Raw genomic sequence first — 2636 nt, forward strand, 5'->3', positions numbered from 1 at the left:
CGCGCAGCGGCCGGGGGACATTCGCCGGAAAGGGCATGGGCGCCCAGCGCCCGACCCAGCGACAACCGCGCGGAAAAAGCCTGGAGCGCGCTCCGTGCCTGTGCCCCACATGCGCGAAGAACCAAACAAAAAGGCGGGGATATCCCCGCCTTTCTGCCGTGCCACCGCTACCGCTCGATCAGGTCAATGCAATCGACTTGTTCTTGCGTTCGGCCAGGCGCTTTTCCAGATAGTGGATGTTCTGCCCACCGGCCTGGAAGCCCTTGTCGCGCATGATCCGCTGCTGCAGCGCGACGTTGGTCTTGATCCCGTCCACCCCCATCTCGCTCAGCGCCACGCGCATGCGCGCGATCGCAGTTTCGCGGTCCGGACCGTGCACGATCAGCTTGCCGATCATCGAGTCGTAGTTCGGCGGTACGCGGTAGCCACTGTAGATGTGGGTATCCACGCGCACGCCGGGGCCACCGGGCGGATGGAAGGCAGTGATCTGGCCCGGGCTCGGCACGAAGGTCTCGGCGTCTTCGGCGTTGATGCGGCACTCGATCGCGTGACCGGTCAGCACCACATCGCTCTGCTTGATCGTCAGCTTCTGGCCGGCGGCGATGCGCAGCTGTTCGCAGACCAGATCGATACCGGTCACCATCTCCGTCACCGGATGTTCCACCTGCACGCGGGTGTTCATTTCGATGAAGTAGAAACGGCCGTCTTCGAACAGGAACTCGAAGGTACCCGCGCCGCGATAACCGATGCGGATGCACGCCTCCACGCACACCTTGCCGATCTGCTCGCGCATCTCGGCACTGATGCCCGGTGCCGGCGCTTCTTCCACCACCTTCTGGTGACGGCGCTGCATCGAGCAGTCGCGCTCACCCAGATGGATGGCATTGCCCTGGCCGTCGGCGAGGACCTGGATTTCCACGTGGCGCGGATTCTCCAGGAACTTCTCCATGTAGACCTGATCGTTGCTGAAAGCAGCCTTGGCTTCGGACTTGGTGGTCTCGATGGCCGCCTTCAGCGAGGCCTCGGCATGCACCACGCGCATGCCACGACCGCCACCGCCGCCGGATGCCTTGATGATGACCGGGTAGCCGATCTCACGGGCGATCTTGGTGTTGGCCACGATGTCGTCGGTGAGCGGGCCGCCCGAACCGGGCACGCATGGCACGCCGGCGGCCTTCATCGCGCGGATCGCTTCCACCTTGTCGCCCATCAGGCGGATGGTGTCGGCCTTGGGGCCGATGAAGATGAAACCGGATTCTTCCACGCGCTCGGCGAAGTCGGCGTTCTCCGACAGGAAGCCGTAACCCGGGTGGATGGCCTGGGCGTCGGTGACTTCGGCCGCGGCGATCAGCGCCGGGATGTTGAGGTAGCTCTCCGAGGACGGCGCCGGACCGATGCAGACCGACTCGTCGGCCATGGCCACGTGCTTGAGGTTGCGGTCGACCGTGGAATGCACGGCCACCGTGCGGATGCCCAGGGTGTGGCACGCGCGCAGGATGCGCAGCGCGATCTCCCCTCGGTTGGCAATAACGACTTTGTCGAGCATGGACGGATCCTTAGCCGATCACGAACAGCGGCTGGTCGAATTCGACCGGCTGGCCGTTTTCGCCCAGGATGGCGACGATGGTGCCGGAGACATCGGCCTCGATCGGGTTGAACATTTTCATCGCTTCGATGATCGCCAGCGTTTCGCCGGCCTTCACTGCCTGGCCGACCGACACGAAGGCCGGCTTGTCCGGCGAGGACGAGGCATAGAACGTGCCAACCATCGGCGCACGCAGCACGTGGCCTTCCGGCAGCGCGTTGCCGGCCTTGGCGGTGCCGCCGGTGGAGGCTTCGGTGGGCGACTGCATCGGCATCGCCGGGGCCGCCGCAGCGGCCTGGACCGGTGCCGGGGCCATCATCATCTGCGGGGCCTGCATCATGCCGTAGCCGGACACGGGGGCGCGCGACAGACGCACGGACTCTTCGCCTTCCTTGATTTCGATTTCGGCGAGGTTCGACTCTTCCAGCAGGTCGATCAACTTCTTGATTTTGCGGAGATCCATAGGGGCCTCTTTAGCTCGTGGTGTCAGTGTGGTGGGAAGCGCGTTGCGCGCGGGTCAACGCAATTCGTAGAAACTACGCAGTTGGGCGATGCGGTCGTTGGCGTGGGTGGTCAGGCAGCGCATCTGCGCGCCATTGCGGGAGGTGCCATCGGCATTGAAGGCATAGACCGCGTCGCAGTCGTGGGTACGCAGCTGGATCCATGCGCGCTGGGCCAGCACCAGCTGCTGTTCGGCATCGACGCAGCGCGTGCAGGCGCCCTCGGCGGCCTGCGTGCGCAGCTGCAGGCGCGCCTGCGCGTAGACCTTGTTGAGCTCGGTATCGGCCTCGCTGGCCACGTCGGAGGCGCACAGGTCGCTCTCCATGGTGCCGCTGGGCTGCGCGCAGTCGATGCCCTCGGCGCTGCGATCGGCGGCCAGGGCCGCCCCGCACAGGGCGCCCCACAGCATGACGCTGGCGAGGACGCGCGGCATGGTCACGCGGTGGTGGCCGCCAGCCGGGTCAGTGCTGCATCCATTGCATAGCGATAGCTGTCCGCGCCGAAGCCGCAGATCACCCCGGCCGCCTTGTCGCTGAAATAGCTGTGCTGG

Annotated in this window: 4 protein-coding genes; all 4 read right to left on the bottom strand. The window is 65.7% G+C overall.

What is annotated here, in order from left to right:
• Positions 1–178: 178 nt before the first annotated feature.
• Entirely contained in the window at positions 179–1546 is a 1368-nt protein-coding gene (accC, locus tag RTO53_RS19825) for an acetyl-CoA carboxylase biotin carboxylase subunit (protein ID WP_312239374.1), read from the bottom strand.
• A gap of 10 nt (positions 1547–1556) precedes the next feature.
• On the bottom strand, positions 1557–2048 hold the full coding sequence (gene accB, locus RTO53_RS19830; protein WP_312239375.1) for an acetyl-CoA carboxylase biotin carboxyl carrier protein: 492 nt from the start codon (positions 2046–2048) through the stop codon (positions 1557–1559).
• Between the two features lie 54 nt (positions 2049–2102).
• The gene (locus tag RTO53_RS19835) at positions 2103–2519 is read right to left on the bottom strand and encodes a lysozyme inhibitor LprI family protein (RefSeq protein WP_312239376.1); all 417 of its coding nucleotides are present in this window, start codon (positions 2517–2519) and stop codon (positions 2103–2105) included.
• 2 nt (positions 2520–2521) lie between these two features.
• The coding region (locus RTO53_RS19840; RefSeq protein ID WP_312239377.1) for a type II 3-dehydroquinate dehydratase at positions 2522–2636 on the bottom strand (115 nt) is incomplete at its 5' end.

This window comes from Stenotrophomonas sp., from assembly GCF_031995405.1.
In the GTDB taxonomy this organism is placed as follows: Bacteria; Pseudomonadota; Gammaproteobacteria; order Xanthomonadales; family Xanthomonadaceae; genus Stenotrophomonas.